We start from the raw sequence: 17,967 nt of genomic DNA, 5'->3' as shown, positions 1-17,967 counted from the left end.
CCATTATTCGTCATATAAATGACATTGCACCTCGCGTTCTGGTGAGACGAAGCGTTTCTGAGGAACGACCTGACGGCATGTCTCCATCGCATAAGGACAGCGGGGATGAAAAACACAGCCTGAAGGAGGCTGAAGTGGAGAGGGAATCTCCCCGCTTAATACCACTCTTTCCCGCTTCACTCTTGGATTAGGAATGGGTACCGCTGACAACAGAGATTGGGTATACGGATGGAGAGGATCGGCGAACAAAGCTTCTGCGGGTCCCTGCTCTACCATTTCGCCCAGATACATCACGCCAATGCGATCGGCAATATGGCGTACCACGCTTAGGTCATGGGCAATAAACAAATAGGCAATCCCCAGTTCCTCCTGAACCTCTTCCAACAGATTGATAACCTGGGATTGAATCGATACATCCAGCGCCGATACCGGTTCGTCACATATGATCAGCTTTGGCCCAAGGGCCAGCGCTTTGGCTATCCCCAGCCGCTGGCGTTGACCGCCGGAAAATTCATGAGGAAAGCGCTCATAATGCTCTTCAGTGAATCCGACTTTGCGCAGCAATGACAGAGCTGTTTCCATTCTGTCCCGTTTATTGCCCTTTTTATGGATTAAAAGCGGTTCTTCAATCGAATATCCCACTCGTTTGCGAGGGTCCAGCGAGGTATACGGGTCCTGGAAAACCATCTGCATATGTTGCCTGTAATTTCTCAATTCTTTTTTCTTTAATCCGAGAATATCTGTCCCCTCATAAAATGCTTCCCCGGACGTCGGTTCAACAAGTCTGAGAATGGACCGACCAAGCGTGCTCTTGCCACACCCTGACTCTCCCACCAGTCCGAAGGTTTGCCCCGTATGGATGTCGAAGGACACACCATTAACCGCCTTGACTTGTCCTTTGGTTCGCCCAAAAGAAGATCGAACAGGGAAATGTTTATTCAGATTGCTCACCTGCAATAGTGGCTTCGACTCAACCAATGATTTCGAGTTCATGTGTCTCCTCCTGAATCGTTGCTATACCGGGATACCAGCAGCGTACCGAATGTTTGTCGTCCACCTGTTTCAATGGAGGTGCTGTTCGAAGACACTGTTCATCTGCATAAGCGCATCTTGGAGCAAACCTGCATCCCTCGGGAATCTGATGCAGCGCCGGAACCGTTCCCTCTATAACATGCAGTTTGCTGTGCTGTTCACCATCTATTCGTGGAATGGATTTCATTAAACCTGACGTATAGGGATGCTTCGGATTGAAAAATAAATCGTCCACACTCGCCTCCTCCACGACTTGTCCAAGATACATAACGGCGACCCTTGTGCACGTCTCTGCGACGACACCCAGATCATGTGTGATCAGGATGACACCCAGCCCTGTCTTCGATTGCAGACTCTCAATCAGTTCCAGAATCTGAGCCTGAATCGTTACGTCCAGTGCAGTGGTTGGTTCATCCGCGATAAGCAGTTTGGGATTACAGGCCAACGCCATCGCAATCATGACCCGTTGTCGCATCCCTCCTGAGATTTCATGCGGATGCTCATCTACCCTCTTCTCTGGTGAAGGAATTCCCGTCATTCGCAGCAGGTCCACAGCAGCAAGACGTGCCTTCCTGCCCTTCATGCCCTGATGCAGCTTCAAGCTCTCGGCAATTTGTTTACCGATGGTCTGTACCGGATTCAGGGAAGACATGGGGTCTTGAAAGATCATGGAGAGTTCATTGCCACGAATGCGTTCCATTTGTTTTTTCGATAAGCTCAAAAGATCCGTTCCCTCGTAGAGGACTTCACCGGAGTAATCCACGTAGTCTTCATCAAACAATCGGAGAATGGATTCGGCGGTTACGCTCTTTCCACACCCGGATTCGCCAACGATGCCGAGCGTCTCACCAGCAAGGACGTGGAAGGACACACCTTCCACCGGGTAAATCGTTCCCTTCTCGGTTGAGATGGATACTTTCAGATCTTTCACCTCAAGCAGCGGTTGTTTTCCCACGTCGTCTCCCCCTTTTCACCTTATTCGCATGCGGGTCGAGCAGATCTCTTAGACCATCACCGAACAGATTAAGTCCCAACACAACGAGTACCAGGAAAATGCCAGGAAAGACTGTCATCCACCAAGCGTTATAGATTACCGTTTTTCCGTCAAAGAGCATATTCCCTAGACTTGGGGACGGTGAAGGAATACCCGCGCCAAGGAAACTTAACGAAGCTTCCGTCAGAATCGATACGGCAAATATAAAACTGGATTGGATAATAAGCGGCGACAGTGTATTGGGTGCCATATGAATCCAGATGATCCGCCAACTGCTGGCTCCCTGTGCATGCAACGCTTCGATATATGTCAGCTCACGAATTACCAGCGCTTTGGAACGAATGATTCGAGCCATGGATGGAATGAAGATAATACTTAGGGCAATAATGACATTTCCCGGATTCGGACCAAGTGCGGCCATGATGGAAATAGCGAGAAGAATGGATGGAAAAGCAAACAACCCATCACAGATACGCATAAATATGTGGTCCAGCACGGAGTAACTTGCGGATAATAGCCCCACAATCAACCCAATCAAAGATGCCACGGCCGTAACAGCGAAACCAACCGCAACCGAAATACGCAAACCGTATACGGCACGAGTGAATACATCACGACCAAAGTTATCCGTACCAAAAACATGCTGCCCGCTTGGACCTTTGAGGCGATTCACCGGATCAATCTGTAATGGGCCGTACGGGGTAATGAAAGGTCCGATAATTACCAGCAGGAAAACGACAAGTAAAATTCCCGCCCCTGTAGTTAACAAGGGATTATTCATAAAACGCCTGAATGCGATGCGTCTGCTCTTTGCCTTCTTGTGAAGTCCTGACGGAGCGATGGTAGTTCCCGGATTGGTTATCAAGTGCTCTCCACCTCCCGTTTATTTCTTGCTTAATCGAACCCGCGGATCGACCAAACCGTATAACAAATCAACAATCAGATTCACGAACACATAAGCCACGGTAACCAGCAGTACCGACCCCTGAATAACTGAATAATCTCTTCGACTAATTGAATTCACGATGAGTTGACCAACGCCCGGAATATTGAACAACGTTTCAATGACTGCTGCACCTGTTACCAGCCCACCGAATGATTCCCCAATTACCGTTAGAATGGGGATGAATGCAACGCGTAACGCATGTGTATATACGATCGTTTTTTCTTTGACTCCCTTGGCTTTCGCGGTCTTGATAAAATTGCCGGACATCACATCGAGAATGGACGATCTCGTCATCCGGGTAATAAGTGCTGCCTGAATGATGCCGAGCACAAGGCCTGGTAACAGCAGGTATTTGATATGCTGCCACACCCCTTCGCTTAGCGGCTGATATCCTGCAACCGGTAGCCAGCGTAGCTTTACACTAAAGAACATGACCAATAGTGATCCCAGCAGAAAACTCGGAATTGAAATACCAAGCATGGAGAACCCCATCACCGATTGATCCACGATCGTGCCTCTTCGTTTAACCGCTGTAATGCCTAGAAACAAGGCAAGAAAAACACCAATCACCTGTGCAATGATTGCGAGGGATAATGTGGGCGCCAGCCTTTCAAAAAATGCTTCCGTCACAGGCTTGTCCAGAAAGATGGATTCCCCCAGATTGCCCGATAACAGTCCCAGCATCCAAATGCCAAATTGCTCATAGATTGGTCTGTCCAACCCCATTTTGCTTCTTAATTCATCAATGTCCGCCTTTGTGGCCTCTTCCCCCAGCAGAATGGCAGCCGGATCTCCGGGTGTGACATGAATGATGGAGAACACAACGATGGCGACGACAAACAAAACCGGAATCAAGGATAATAACCGCCGAACGATATATCCACCCATAAGAGGGCACCTCACTCTCGTGTTGGCATACGGAAAGGCGTATTCCTGTAAAAGCGATGTTACGCCTTTTCATCCGTTGCCCTTTGCTTCAGCTACTTGTTGTTGGTTGTATTCCAGAATATAGGTCCCAAAATATTTTGGAATCCACTGATATTTTTCGATAGCGCTGTAACCTGTTTCGTATGTCCGATCTGAGAGAATGGAACTTCGGTCCATACAAATTGCTGCAATTCATCAATCAGCGGCCTTGCGGCTTCTACCGATTCTGACGTGCGAATTCCCTGAAGCAGCTCGTTTAGCTTCTCACTTTTTAACAGCCCTGCTCCGCCTCCCCAGAACGAGTATTGATAGAACGTAGGCCGGAATGCATAACTCATTGGATAGATATCCCATCCTGTACCCGTGCCGAGCTTTTCCTGCAACGTTGGCCAATCGTAAACATCCAGTTTGACCTTGATACCAATCGACTCCAACTCCTGCTGCAAAACAACGGCTACGTTATATTGGTCCACATAATCTCTCGTCGTGAAAATTTTGATCTCTTCGCCGTTATAACCTGCCTCCTGAAGCAATTGCTTTGCCTTGTCCGCATTAGCCTGGCTGTAAGCTTCCTTGCCCGCTTCCGAGTACCAGTTCGGATATTCCGGAAGGACCAGCGAAGACGTCTTCACATAGAATTGTGGATCACGGAATGCAGACGTCAGAATGTCATCCGCATTCTGTATGGCATTAACAGCCTGACGAAGCTTGACGTTCTTGAACAAGCCATCATTACTGTTATAGAAATAGCCAATCATACCTCCTGGACTGAGGAACGTTTGCAGCTCCGGGTTGCCTGCTATTTGCTCTTCGTTATCCACAGAGATATTTAAGGCAATGTCATATTCCCCAGACGTAATTCCCGCCAATCTGGTCGACTCGTCTGTGACAAAACGGAAGTACAAGTCATCGACCAGCGCTTCCTTTTTGCCGCCGGCGCCATTACTTGGCTCGGTACGGGCAGCATAATCATCATACTTTTTCAAATGAATGTACTGGTCCTGCTTCCACTCCTCCAATTGAAACGGACCTGTACCGATGTAGGATTTGATGCCCTTGTCATCTGCCTCATCCACGACTTCCTTCGGATAAATAGCTGCTGCCGGAATCGGATCGGCTAGGAGTTGCAGAGTTAATAGAAATGGTGTCTTTAATTGCAGGACGACGGTAGATGGATCGGTTTCTTTCGCCTCTGCACCTACGAAATTCGCCTTCCCGTGACTGGACAGCTTGATCCAGCGATTCAGGGAAGCCACTACGTCCTCTGCCTGTAGCAGCTTGCCATTATGAAACTTCACACCTTGTCGCAGATGAAACGTATACGATAATTTGTCTTCACTAATCTCATAGGATTCAGCAAGAAGTGGAATAACCTGTGCGTCTTTGTCCAATGTCACCAGTTGTTCATAGATCTCACGTGAAATATCCTTGACCGCTGTATTGGAAGAAACATGTGCATCCAGAGTGACCGGTTGTGTTGGATAACCCACGTTCAACGTCCCGCCCGCCTTGACTTCAGTACCCGTTTGTTGGGATGGATTGTCCCCCGTTGCTGATGCCGCTTGTGTGTTCTGATCTTGTGCACCCGATGCGCAGCCAGCCAGAAGCAGGAATGCCAGAATCATGATTAATGCAGGTTTGGTTCGATTTCTCATCATGTAACCCCTCTCGCTCTCATGCATAATGGTTAATCCGATTTCACGATCCCGAATGATATACAAGTGTTCATGTCGGATTAGTGAATATTGGTATTCTCAGGCTAATGGAAAGGCGTGTTTTTGTAAAATAAGCAATAATAATGTGTTAATTCATTTTTTGTAAACTATGAAAAAAGCGTGAAACTATATACACCCGAGTATTCCGATGGTAATATTCAACTTAAATTTCATCCTTTATCTGGAAGGAGTCATCACTCATGACCACACTCGAACGTCTGGACTCTACGCTTAAGCAGCACATCGAAAAAATAGAGCACTATAAGCAGGTTCAAACCCTGCTCGCCTGGGATGCCCGCACAGGAGCACCCAAAAAAGGCGCTTCATACGCTGCACGTGCCAAAGCGACCTTAGCGGGAGAGCTATTTCGTTTACAAACGGATTCGGATTTTGGTTTAAGACTGGAGGAAGAAACACGGAATGAGAACATTGACGAATTAACCGGTAGAATCATTGCGGAGCACTTGAAAGCATATAAACGATGGAGCGCGATTCCCATTGAAGAATATCAGACGTTTGTTCATCAACAAGGTCTTGCTAATGCCGCTTGGCTCGAAGCGAGAGCCGCCAATGATTTCTCCATTTTCGCACCGCATTTGAAGCAAATCTTTGATGCCAGCTTGAAGTTCGCCGGTTATTGGGGGTACGAGCAACATGTATATGATCCACTCGTGCAGCAATTCGACCCTGATCTGGATACCGTCACATTAAACCGCATTTTCAGTGAACTGAAATCCGCTCTGTTACCTCTGATCCGCCGTGTTGTGGCTTCCTCCAAGCAACCGGATACATCCATCTTCACTCGTCCTTTCCCGTTAGAAGAGCAAAGACAGCTTGGCATTGAACTGTTAGATGCCATTCGATACGATTTTGATGCCGGGCAATTCGGTGCCACTGTCCATCCATTCAGTTCTGCCATTAATCCATACGATGCTAGGCTTGCAGCCAAGTTTGTAGAGAATGATGTTCGTGTTTCCCTGTGGAGTGCTTTGCATGAAGGCGGGCACTCGCTCTATACGCAGAATATTAATCCCGACTTGATTCATACCGGACTGGGCATCTTCACTTCGTATGGCATTCATGAGTCACAATCGATCTTCTATGAGAAATTCATTGGCAGACATAAAGGATTCTGGGAAAACAACTATCTCAGCTTGCAAAAAATCAAACCGGAAACGTTCGGCCATGTAAATCTGGATGAGTTTTATTTTGCATTAAATGCAGTGAAACCAACGTTTAACCGCTTTGAAGCAGACGAGCTTACCTACAACCTGCATCTTATTATTCGGTATGAGCTGGAACAGGCGATTATCGCTGGAGAAGTGGATTATGAAGAGTTACCTGATGCGTGGAATGATAAATACGAGGAATATTTGGGGGTTCGTCCCCCTACCCATCTGGATGGAATTTTACAAGATGGACATTGGAGTGCCGGGTTTGGTTTGTTTCCATCCTATACGCTAGGTTTTGTGTATGCAGCACAGTTGCATGAAGCGATTCGCCGCGATCTTCCCGATTATGATCATCTGATTGAATCGGACAATATCGAGACAATTACCGGATGGCTAACGACTCATGTTCATCAATTTGGTAAATCCAAATCGGCGGATGAGCTAATTCAGTCTATCACTGGGAAAGGAATTGACTCCGCTCCATTGATCCAATATTTGACCAACAAATATGAGCAACTCTATGAGCTATGATCTGTGACCACGTTTAGCCCAACAAGTTCTAACTATTCAACAAACTTCTGTTGCCAAATCCACTTAAAACAGCCGCCGATTTGGATGTGAAACTCCAAATCGTGCGGCTGTTTATAGATGAGTAGCAGTATTCATTTTACTACTTAATAATTGACATAACCTTCGTAGGTCACGGTCCATGTATAACCTGTCTGACCATCAACTGATTTAAGTGTCAGTTGTCCCCAGTATGGATCAACATTATAACTTGCTGTCATTGGAATATCACCAAGCGTCGGGAATGTAGATTTAGGCAAGATAACTTGCCAAGTTATATACTTTTGTGCGTAAGGAACGACTTGTGTACTTTCGGGTAGATTATTAATTGAAGTTGAAGGTACACTAGCTGCAAAAGATGTAGAGCCAAGGGTGAAACATGCAACGACGGTTAATAGACCAATCATAAGTTTCTTTTTCATCTTCATCTCCCTTTCGTATTTAAATACATTTTCATCATATAGGATATCACTTTATTAAAATGTAATATTTGTCATATAATGAAAATATTTGATGTGTTTTATGTGAACTACTCTTTCATTTTTAAGTTTTAATAGATACATGCAGAGGTTTCAACCGTTCGTTTATTACCGGCCCATACGTCTTGCACATATCGTCCTTCCGCCTGAAGCTGAATGAGCCAGTCTTTCGCTTGCTGCCTCGTTGCTCCCTGCACCTCTTGATACGCCTGCTGCAAAGTCACTTCCACCGCAGGAGCCATCTGGCTTCCATCTCCACATACGTAGATTCTTCCATTGTTCATGAGCATATGAACCAACTGCTCGGAATCCTCTTTCATCAGATCCTGTACATACGTTTTGGGCTTGCCTTCCGCACGAGAAAAAGCAGTGTGTAACTTAACGATCCCTTCTCGTTCGTATTGTTCTAGATCCTGACGATAGATGAAATCTGAATCATTCCTGCACCCAAAGAACAAATGCGCCTCACTCAGTGGCAAACCTCTTTGTTTCATGACAGCTCTTGCCTGGAGGAAACTTCTGAACGGTGCAACCCCCGTTCCCGGTCCTACCATGATCATGGGAACATCAGCCTCTTCCGATAGAACAAATTCGGATTCCGGCGTCCGTACAAACATCAGTATACGTTCTCCGGATTGGCAATTGGCGAGGTATGATGAAGCAACGCCAAGGTATATGCCCTTTCCACTCCATGCAGGCTCTTTTACTACCGATACGGTTATGCTCGCTTGCTCCAAATTCAGTCTTGGCGAGCTGGATATTGAATAATATCTGGGCTTAAGCGGAGGCAATAGTTCAATGAATTTTTCAAAAGGTAACTCACACGCCTCATACTTTTCTAACAGGTCCAACATGGTGATTCGATGGGCAAGAATATAATCCCTATAACTGTTTTCGTCCAACATGCCTTCCAGTTCACGCTTATGAGGGGGGCATACCGTATGATTAGCCAACTCCTGCAACTGTGTTCTGGTAACAGGTGTTTGCAGTTCCACACATTGAGTGAGCAACTCTTGTACCTTGACGGGACGGTTCAGGGGAAGATGTGTAAGGTGTTTCGTGTCCGAAGTTAATTGAACGTGGACATCTCCACTTAATCCGAACCGACTCAGAACCCGGTCCACATTCTGCGGCTGATTGCTAGGCAACACGCCGAGATGATCGCCTTCTCTATAAGTCATATCTTTAGGAAGCAACACCTCAATGTGACGTGTGCTTCTCCCACTTCCCATCTCCTGAAGTTCTTTATTAACTAATACCGTGGCATAGCTGGCATCATATGTTTGTGCAAGCGGCATCTCAGCTGCCTTATGGACAAACTCCATTTGAAGTCTGCTTGTGCTTGGTATGGAGGGCTTCACAACTTCCGCGTTGATCCCCAAAGCATTCAGCACCTGAGGCCACAACATATGTTGCCACGCCTCGACTTGTTTCTCCATATCACCTCCGGCATCGGCTTCACCGCGGGATAACAGTCGTTTGCCACCTAATTTTTCAAGTTTCTCATCCATTAATCGCGGAATACTCTGGTATGTTCCCGACCAGCTTCGATCTCCACAGCCCAGAACGGCATAGTTCACATCCCTCGTCTCCTCTGACTCTGCTTCCTTCAACCAGTCTACAAATGCCGTAGCATTTTGCGGTGGTTTACCGTTATATGACGCAGTGACGATGAGAACGACACCCTGTCGGGGTAACCGGCCAACCCACTCATTCAGAGAAGCTGCTGTACTTGGGATTCCGTTCGAACGGCCTTTCTCCACAAGCTCTCGGGCAATGCCTTCTGCTGTTCCCAGATTGGAACCATATAATACCAGCAACGATGGGTTACTATCTGCCTCAACGGCCAGGGCATCTTCCGTCTTGCTGTCACCTGCTATATTTTTATGAACAACAGGACCAGGTTTCTCTTTTGCATACACAGTAGCCTTATTCATCATTTGCGTAGCCGCGCGCGCTTTCACCTGGATCCGGAAGTCTCCCGGCTTCAATGTCAGCGTCTGTTTAACATCCAATTCGTAATCGCTATAATCGATCAGTTCAAAATGTTTGAGGACCATGCCAAGCACAAGTGTTGCTTCATATAAAGCAAACTGCATGCCGATACATGCTCTCTCCCCATTCCCAAAAGGTTTATAAGCATGATGAGGCACTTTCGTCGTATCTTCAAATCGCTCTGGACGGAAAAGTTCCGCATCCTCTCCCCAGGCCTCTCTGTCACGGTGAAGCTGGGGCAGAAGAATGCTGCAACTTTCCCCTTTCTTCAAGGGATACTTGCCACCTATAACGGTGTCTTCTTTGGCATATACATCAAATCCCGGAGCGGTTGGCCAGAGACGCAGCGATTCACTTAGAATCATCCGAATATAGGGAAGCTGAAGAACTTCTTCATATTGAGGTGATTCACTGACCAATATCTGATCGACCTCTTCATACGCCTTTTGGAGCGATTCCGGATTTTTCAATAAAAAATATAAGGCAAAGGATAACAAACCACTCGTCGTTTCATGTCCGGCAATAAGAAATGTAATAATCTGATAACGGATGTTCTCATCATCCAGCATTTCTCCTGTCTCCGGATCTTTGCCATTCAGCATACGTGCGAGCAAGTCGACCTCTTCAGGTGCTGAACTCGCTTTACGTTCCTCTATAATCTGATCTACCAGAGAGAACATCGTCTGAATATCCTCCTGGAACTGTCGTTTGGTTTTGACCATAAGCAGATTCTGAATTTTCAAACGTGAGCTCTTCTGCATAGCTTCATTCAGCGCCCTAACCATGCTCTCAATAAAAGGACTGTGATCCTGTCTGTAAAAGCTGTTAAACCGATAATTGAATCCACATAGTCCAATGGTATCCAACGTAAGACGTGTCATATCGTCTGCAAGATCAATCGTATCATTGGAATTGAGGCGTGCCCACTTGTTGATTAACTGTTCGGCAATATCCACCATCATGGGATGATAACCTTTCATGGCCTGTTTGCTGAAGGTGGGAAGCAGAATGTTATGGGCCTTTTTCCAGTTGGGCTCTGATGTTCTACTAGTGAATAAACCATCGCCTCCAAAAGCACGGACGTTTTCGAGTTCATTGTATACAAACTTGTCAAAACGGGACACATCACATAACTCAGCAACAAGATCTGGCCCAGATACGATTAAACCGGAATAACCGGGGACGGTAAGGCGATATATCGGTCCATACTGTTCAGCCAGTGCGCCTAGTGACAACGTTGGTTTATTTTTATCAATCAAAGGCAGATTTCCAAGCGGTCCATACATTTTAGGCTGTGGTATGTAAGGTGTATTATTCATGATGATCACCTCTTATCTGTACGTCGTGGAGCAAGGTATTCGCTAACCAAGGGATGGCTGCTTTGCTTTCATTCATGTATGACCTCTCCTTTGCCGATTGTATAATTGATAGTAATATATATCATTTAATATTATAATAAATCAATTTCAACTTGATATCAAATTTTCTTCCGGGTGTATTCCTCTCATTGGAATCGTTCAACGTTTAGGCTGAAAACAACAAGTAGAGGATTGCAAATGCAATCCCCTACTGTGTGAACTTGTGACGCTATGGTTCTATTGGTTCTATAACGCTTATTCGTATAATCTAATGATGACTTCGCTCATCCCACTTCTCGAAATTCAATTCAGTATTAATACTTACCGCAGATAACGCCCCCAGAGAAGCAGCCGTAATGGCCTGATACAACTCGGATGCTGCATCACCAGAACTATATACACCCGCTACGGATGTTTTGCCAGCGGCATCAACGATAACTGTTCCTGATTCTGTAATTTCACAGCCGATGGCCTTCGGCAGTTCTGATCCGGTGAACAGTTTGGGTTGGAAGAAGACTCCCGTGCATGGAATAGCTGTACCATCATTCAGTACAACTTGCTTTACCATTCCATCTTCAGATTCAATGGATTGAACCGGTGCATCGAATACAGTAACATGATGCTGTTTCAACTCTTCACGTTGCTCATCGGTTAAGGAATCTGATCCATTCGTACAGATCGTATAACGATCTGTCCAGCCGGATATGACTTTTGCCATATGTAATGCCTTATCCCCACTAACGATGATGACAAGCGACTGGTCTCTTAGCTCCCATCCATCACAATATGGACACACAAACGCACTTTTGCCATAAACCTCTGTCAATCCATTAATATCCAGAGGCAGATCTTTCTTACCTACTGCAAACAAAATCTTTTTCGTACGGTAGCTTGCCCCCTGTGTAGTCTTGATTACAAAATTACCATCGCTACCTGTTACCTCTGTTGCCGTATCGGATGCAAATTGAACTGAAGGGTATGCTGCAATCTGCTCTTTGGCTGCTTTGCGAAATTCACGAGGACTAGCCCCATCTCTCGTCACAAACCCATGAGTCTCCCTTGTGACCCAGTTTCGCGGTGTCTCATCGTCGATGACTACAACGTTCTTACGGGCCCTGCCGAGTACAAGGGCTGCATTAAGCCCCGCTGGTCCTCCACCAATAATAAGTACATCCAAGAGTTGATTCGTATTACTCATATTATTCACCCTTTCCAGACATTTAATATCTCTAATTTAATTTTAAAAATAACCTCCGCTTTCTCTTAAGAAAAATAATTCGGAGATTTACAAGAGCTCTTTTAAACAAAACCATTAAAGATATCTTATATCTACAATAAACAAATCTCAGGCATTTTTCAACATATATCTTTATCCACATTCTTCATTCCAGCCTATGTGAGTCGAACCAAAGAATATTTACATTTACACTTACACTACATAACAAGCTTCACATCGCAATTATCCCCCGACTTTTCGATTCTCTCCTGTAACACAGAAATAATTATTTAACAATTAAAAAAAACCTTGTTTTTAAATTGTTCACAATCAAATGACATTATTTTAAATACTAAAACGTTAATTAAATCACATAGTGTATTGAATGGTATAATAGCGACATAATATATAAGTATAGATATAGGAAGTGAGTTCTTGAAAACATTGAACAATGGTTCACAGACCAATATCAGCCTGGAGTATAGCTCGATTCCGAAAGTATTCTTCGATACGATCAAAATCGGAATCATCAAGTCCAACCTGATCGCCATGTTTGCGGGTTTAAGTTTGGCTTTATATGTATTTGATGCTTCAATCTTAGCTAATATTGTACCAATCATCCTTTCCTTCATCGGGTCTTCCCTCATTATTGGGGCAGCAGGGGTGTTTAACAACTTGTATGATCGCGATATTGACGCGATTATGGAACGCACGAAGACACGTCCTACCGTTACGGGACGCGTAGATACCAAGTCGGGTCTAATTCTCGGTATTGCAATCACCATCATCGGGGGCATCATGCTGTACATCGCTTCCCCATCTGCTGCCGTATTCGGTATTTTGGGACTGTTGCTTTACGTTTTCCCTTACACGATGTGGACCAAACGTACAACGATCTACAACACGGAAGTGGGAAGTCTTTCAGGTGCTGTGCCTCCGCTCATCGGTTGGGCAGCCATCTCACCGGAACTGGGTCATTTTGAGATCTGGGCATTGGTCGTAACGATGCTCCTATGGCAAATGCCTCACTTCTACGGCATTGCAATTCGTCGTTTTGACGAATACAAGGCTGCTGGCGTTCCCATGTTGCCTGTCGTTAAAGGCATCAGACGGACATACATTCAGACGAATGTGTATCTGGTACTTTTACTGATATCCAGCTTTTTATTCTGGCCAATGAGTCCTTTTGTCGCTATTGTGGCATTTCTGGTTACCTTAGCCTGGCTCATTCTCAGTGTTGCTACCTTTGATCGGAAAGAAACGGAAAAATGGTCCAAACGGATGTTTATCTTCTCCATTAACCATATCACTATTATCTTCTTGGTCATCATTGCGTATTCCTTGATTGCTCAAATGATGAGATAAAACCGTTATACACGTTATAACGAAAAAAGCCTTACAGACTATACTCTTTCAAGGAGTAGTCGTCTGTAAGGCTTTTTTCGTTTTTTGGTTTTTTATTGTCTTTTCTAATTTTTAAAAGCTATCCTACTTTGGCGGGAGTTTGTTCTCCTTGCCACAGCAGTTGCATCTCTTCATTGGTGGCAAGCAATTCGGCCAAGCTTCCCTCAGCTTCAATGCGTCCATCTTTCATCACGATAATATGATCTGCTTTGGAAAGTGCTGCCCTGCGGTGAGAAACCGCGATGCAGGTGACATCCGGCTCTTGGAACAGCCCTTCCCATACTTGTTGTTCAGTCTCCATATCCAGTGCACTGGACAGATCGTCAAAGATAAACAAGTCCGCCTCGGTCATTAACATGCGCCCTGTAGCCGCCCGTTGAATCTGCCCGCCTGACAGCATCACCCCTCTTGGACCAACCGGGGTCTCAAGCCCCTGATCCAGATGTTTGATATCCTTCTCCATCACAGCTAGACGAATGGCTTTTTCAAGGGCTTGCTCCATGTTACCCTGTTTGCCCTGGACGATATTTTCTTTTAACGTATCACTGAACAGTCTTGGCACTTGTGGCGTATACGCTGCTCTAGGCGGCATCAGGAACGTGGCTGGATCAACAGCTGCTCCATTCCAGTGAATGTCCCCTTTTTGCTTGGGTAACAGTCCAAGAAGTGTTCGTACGAGCGTTGATTTACCTGATCCGATCCGTCCTGTAATGACCAGAAATTGTCCTCGTTTCAGGCGAAAACTGATCTCTTGTATGCCATTTTCCGAATTCGGATATTGATAAGTCAGATTGTTAACCTCAAGAGATTGCAATTTCTCCTTGGGATCTCTCTGTTCACTTACGAGCTCCGGGGGATCCTCATACAGATAGATTTCTCTCGAATCCATGATCTGGTCTTCTTCCCCTGGGCGGAATAGCTTACGCATGCGATCATAGGATACCTTGAGCCTTTTGTGTTGAAACACCATATAACCAAACAGTGAAATGCTAAATCCGATATTAGCCAGATAACTCGTGAATAGGGCAAAATCACCTACCGTAAAGTTCCCTGCTTTCATCTCAGCGGCACACATCAGTAGAATCAGTCCGGTACAGATACTTAATACATGCTGATTCATTGATCTCATCCACTGCTTAAACAGATTGTCCCGGAGTGCAGCCTGACGACGATCCTCATTCAACTGGTTAAAACGTGAAGAGACGTTCTCTTCCGCCTGACCAAGTTTCAGGGCTTGCACAGCTCCAAACGTTTCCGCAATAAAACTGGTAATTCGCCCAGTCGCTTCACGATTAACCTGTGCATACTTCCGGGCCCGATTCCCCGACAGGTTGTTGAGTAAGGTCACAGCTACCAATGGCAGCACAGCAACCAACGTGATCTGCCAATTAATGTTCGCCATAATGACGATGGACACAATAGCGAATACGAGCCGTCCCCAGAAATCCACCCATGATTCTACATACTCGACGACTTCATCCACATCATCCCGAAAGCGACTCATCGCTTCCCCTGGTGAAGCCGGAAGATTACGGCCCGGCCAGCGCATAATAGCTGCGAGCATGTTGGTTCGCAAAATCGCCTGAACATGATACAGATACGTAACCCATGCATAGAAAGCTACAAAAAATGTACCCACCCGAGCCATTCGGACCAAAGCAATAAAGATAAGCGGCACAGCGAGCCACATATAGTCATTTGACCCCACTGTTGTGCGATCAAAAAACCACTGCATCCCAATACCAATGGCTAGCGGCAAGGAATGAAATATACACCATAACAATCCGTTGATTACAAACAAGAATGGCCTGAATCGAAACAAACGGCCTATAAATCCTGCTACAGTCATGCCAATTCCTCCTCTCGGCCTGTAATGAGCAGTCTTGCATAATGAGATGCCGGGTTACTGGCAAGTTCTTCTCTCGCTCCAAATTCCAACACCTTGCCATCCCCGAGCACCATAATCCGGTCAACTTTCTCGAGTGTAGCCAGTCGGTGAGCAATAATGACTCCGGTGGATTGTTTCATTAACTGGTCAATTGCAGATTGCAGCATGCCTTCAGTCGCAGCATCCAGACGTGACGAAGGCTCATCCAGAATAACCAGACTTGGTTCGGTCAGGAATACGCGGGTTAAGGCAAATAACTGTGCTTCCCCTGCCGACAACGAAGCTCCACCTGCTGCCAGATACGTATCGAGTCCTTCTGGTTGTGCATTAATCCATTGGCTGAGTCCAAGCCGATCTGTCGTTTCCTTAATCATGTGATCCGATACATCCCCATTGAAGAGGGTAAGATTGTCACGCAGCGTGCCATCAAACAACTGCACATCCTGTGTCACCATACCCACCCGGCGATAGAGCGCTTGTAATGAAAGCTTCGTGATATCCGTTCCACCTACACGGATCGTCCCCCGATCCAGATTGTACAGGCGGAGTAGAACACGACTAAGACTCGATTTGCCGCTACCTGTGCGACCGATGATTCCCAGACGTTCTCCAGGTTTAATGGCAAAATTAATGTCCTGCAATACCGGTTTATCCTGGTTATAACTGAAATGTACCTGACTGAATTCCAATCCAAGCGGTCCTGCAGGCAATTGTTCCCCTGTCCCCTCTTCAATCACACTCTGCATGGACAACAGCTCTCTGGAGCGCAGCATACCTGATTTTGCTTTTTGGAACTCCTGTACCTGATCTCCCAGCATCTCAATCGGATCATTCAGCATTTGCGTATATTGGTAGATCAGAAATAATGTTCCGATACTAATTAGACCTTCCATATAGTAATGCACACCCAACAATAGCACCGCAGTGACCGCCAGAGCGAACAGAACTACTGTGGTATTCCACGGAATAACCCGAAGCAGCCAGGCTTTTCTCCCCTTACGGAATACCGTGCGCATCGTGCGGTAAAAGCGGTTCATCACATAGGGCACATGGCCATTCGCTTGCACATCTTCAATCCCGGCAATACGTTCTTCAATTAATCCGAACAGAGCGGCGCTTGCCGCCCGTTCATTTTTGGAAGAGTCCACGCCCAGATTTCGGATGAAGACCATGAACAGGATCGATAACAATGTGAACACGGTCATGACCAAAGCAATAGGCACATTGACGCTGAACATGAACCCGAGAATTCCGGCCAGCAGTACAAAACTCCCGATTACTTGCACAATAAACATCGCGAAAAAATTGGAGATACTCGTTACGTCACCATCCACACGTTCAATCATCTCACCAGGTGTTTTCACATTATGAAAACGCATATCGAGACGCAGACAGTGCTTCAGCAGATCTCCGCGCAGTTGATTCGTGGCCCGCCAGGCCACATCATTCCCCAAATAACTTACCGCTACCGTGATGAGTTGATTAAACACTGCAACAACCAGAAATATTCCTGCGAGTTGAACAAGATTGGTGAGGACTCCCCCACTTGCTGCTGTATCGATAAATCGTTTGATGATCTGTGGATTCAAAAGCTGAAGCCCCGTTGATGTCAGCAACATGATTAAAAGTAAGGCCAGCCGTCCTTTGACTGGTTTTAAATAGCGCAGCAGCCAAGACATGGAGCGTTTCTCTGTTTTGGGCACAGGTCCCACCTCTTCATAGATTTATTTAATTGTTCTTGCCAATTCATATTTGTTGATGGTCTTATCGACACAGCAACTTTCTCTTACTAGGATGAGTCATACATAATGACATTAAAATCGGTATTTCCCGCCCATAATTGATATGTAGAACCTATGTTGACCATTGTACATTCTCCTTTTTACCAAAGTTAGTTTTATAAAATAACGCTTCAAATGCTCCTTTCCATGTGAACGGATTGGTGGGATGCATGCAAAAAAGCCATAGATGAACTAAAGTTCATCTACAGCTTATAACCAAAAGAGACCGGATGAAATGCAAAGCATTTCCCGAATCTCCTCTGCATCGCAATAATGATGAGCGTCCACGACAGGGGTGCACAAACATGACTGTCCCAACGCGATCATTACAAAAAATTGGATTAATGTCACTATGCTCATGCGTATTCAGTTATCGATTCGAAATCTGTATAGGCATAAACATAATCATCATCCCACCCGTTTCACATATTTGTTGTTTATTGTATTCGCTGGTTCAACATACGTCAAGATAATTTTAACTGAATTGTTATTT

General features: G+C 45.6%; 12 protein-coding genes. 2 read left to right on the top strand and 10 right to left on the bottom strand.

Annotation, left to right across the window (positions count from 1 at the left end; translation table 11 throughout):
• Positions 1 to 3 precede the first annotated feature (3 nt).
• The 5 genes from NKT06_RS13630 to NKT06_RS13610 form a co-directional block, all read right to left on the bottom strand.
• Positions 4 to 993, bottom strand: a complete 990-nt coding sequence (locus NKT06_RS13630; protein ID WP_253435009.1) for an ABC transporter ATP-binding protein — start codon at positions 991 to 993, stop codon at positions 4 to 6.
• On the bottom strand, positions 971 to 1,987 hold the full coding sequence (locus tag NKT06_RS13625; RefSeq protein WP_253435006.1) for an ABC transporter ATP-binding protein: 1,017 nt from the start codon (positions 1,985 to 1,987) through the stop codon (positions 971 to 973). The genes NKT06_RS13630 and NKT06_RS13625 overlap by 23 nt, the downstream gene beginning before the upstream one ends.
• A complete protein-coding gene (locus NKT06_RS13620; RefSeq protein ID WP_253442538.1) occupies positions 1,965 to 2,888 on the bottom strand; it encodes an ABC transporter permease in 924 nt (307 codons plus the stop codon). The genes NKT06_RS13625 and NKT06_RS13620 overlap by 23 nt, the downstream gene beginning before the upstream one ends.
• A gap of 21 nt (positions 2,889 to 2,909) precedes the next feature.
• Positions 2,910 to 3,860, bottom strand: coding sequence for an ABC transporter permease (locus NKT06_RS13615; RefSeq protein ID WP_253435003.1), 951 nt, complete (start codon positions 3,858 to 3,860; stop codon positions 2,910 to 2,912).
• Between the two features lie 92 nt (positions 3,861 to 3,952).
• Positions 3,953 to 5,557 carry an ABC transporter substrate-binding protein gene (locus tag NKT06_RS13610; protein ID WP_253434999.1) on the bottom strand — a complete coding sequence of 535 codons (1,605 nt, stop codon included), beginning with the start codon at positions 5,555 to 5,557 and terminating at the stop codon, positions 3,953 to 3,955.
• 257 nt (positions 5,558 to 5,814) lie between these two features.
• On the opposite strand from NKT06_RS13610, the gene NKT06_RS13605 reads away from it, so the two are divergent.
• Entirely contained in the window at positions 5,815 to 7,317 is a 1,503-nt protein-coding gene (locus NKT06_RS13605; RefSeq protein WP_253434996.1) for a carboxypeptidase M32, read from the top strand.
• Positions 7,318 to 7,460: 143 nt separating this feature from the next.
• Here NKT06_RS13605 and NKT06_RS13600 read toward each other — a convergent pair whose 3' ends face one another.
• From NKT06_RS13600 to NKT06_RS13590, 3 genes are all read right to left on the bottom strand, one after another.
• On the bottom strand, positions 7,461 to 7,775 hold the full coding sequence (locus NKT06_RS13600; RefSeq protein ID WP_253434993.1) for a hypothetical protein: 315 nt from the start codon (positions 7,773 to 7,775) through the stop codon (positions 7,461 to 7,463).
• A 128-nt stretch (positions 7,776 to 7,903) separates the two neighbouring features.
• Positions 7,904 to 11,146 (bottom strand): bifunctional cytochrome P450/NADPH--P450 reductase, encoded by a 3,243-nt coding sequence (locus NKT06_RS13595; protein ID WP_253434988.1) that lies wholly within the window; start codon positions 11,144 to 11,146, stop codon positions 7,904 to 7,906.
• Positions 11,147 to 11,453: 307 nt separating this feature from the next.
• Positions 11,454 to 12,383 carry an NAD(P)/FAD-dependent oxidoreductase gene (locus NKT06_RS13590; RefSeq protein ID WP_253434985.1) on the bottom strand — a complete coding sequence of 310 codons (930 nt, stop codon included), beginning with the start codon at positions 12,381 to 12,383 and terminating at the stop codon, positions 11,454 to 11,456.
• 453 nt (positions 12,384 to 12,836) lie between these two features.
• Between NKT06_RS13590 and cyoE the strand changes: the two genes are divergently transcribed.
• Entirely contained in the window at positions 12,837 to 13,766 is a 930-nt protein-coding gene (gene cyoE, locus NKT06_RS13585; protein ID WP_253434982.1) for a heme o synthase, read from the top strand.
• A gap of 118 nt (positions 13,767 to 13,884) precedes the next feature.
• On the opposite strand, the gene NKT06_RS13580 is transcribed toward cyoE, so the two are convergent.
• Together NKT06_RS13580 and NKT06_RS13575 are read right to left on the bottom strand one after the other, a co-directional pair.
• On the bottom strand, positions 13,885 to 15,654 hold the full coding sequence (locus tag NKT06_RS13580; RefSeq protein WP_253434979.1) for an ABC transporter ATP-binding protein: 1,770 nt from the start codon (positions 15,652 to 15,654) through the stop codon (positions 13,885 to 13,887).
• Positions 15,651 to 17,396, bottom strand: coding sequence for an ABC transporter ATP-binding protein (locus tag NKT06_RS13575; RefSeq protein ID WP_253434976.1), 1,746 nt, complete (start codon positions 17,394 to 17,396; stop codon positions 15,651 to 15,653). The genes NKT06_RS13580 and NKT06_RS13575 overlap by 4 nt, the downstream gene beginning before the upstream one ends.
• Between the last annotated feature and the right edge of the window lie 571 nt (positions 17,397 to 17,967).

The sequence above is a fragment of the Paenibacillus sp. 1781tsa1 genome, assembly GCF_024159265.1.
Classification (GTDB): Bacteria; Bacillota; Bacilli; order Paenibacillales; family Paenibacillaceae; genus Paenibacillus.
This window is presented reverse-complemented; position numbering and strand designations above follow the sequence as displayed.